This window comes from Candidatus Protochlamydia sp. R18 (genome assembly GCF_000648255.1).
Lineage (GTDB): Bacteria > Chlamydiota > Chlamydiia > Chlamydiales > Parachlamydiaceae > Protochlamydia > Protochlamydia amoebophila.
This window is the reverse complement of the sequence record NZ_BASL01000603.1, coordinates 1-352: the sequence shown is the minus strand read 5'-3', so window position 1 is coordinate 352 and position 352 is coordinate 1. Positions and strand designations below refer to the sequence as shown.

General features: G+C 29.5%; 1 pseudogene. It reads right to left on the bottom strand.

The features are described from left to right. Positions 1 to 150: 150 nt before the first annotated feature. Positions 151 to 352, bottom strand: a pseudogene (locus TY19_RS16070) (hypothetical protein); the annotation flags it as partial.

The window sequence follows — 352 nt, the reverse complement described above, 5'->3', positions numbered from 1 at the left end:
AATTTTAAGAATCGATTGCTACTAAAGTGCATATATAATTAGGTGATTTGGATTTATGAACCTGTCTCTCAAAGATCTTTTATGCCTTTTGCTTCTTAAGAATATTCAAATGATTATGCTCAAAAGCAAAAGGCAAAGCTTTCTTTGCTATTAGTTATATAGATTATTATAAATTGCTTTAAGGCGATTTTCATATCCTTTTTCTTCGCTATGAAGTTGTTGTAATTCCTTTTCAACTAAGAGCATCGCTTCAAGTTCATAATTCATTTTTTCTTTTTCCTCTTTGCCTACTTGAAGCTGTGTTTCTAATTCGTGAATTTGTAGGTTTAATATCTGAATTTCTTCATTTGCT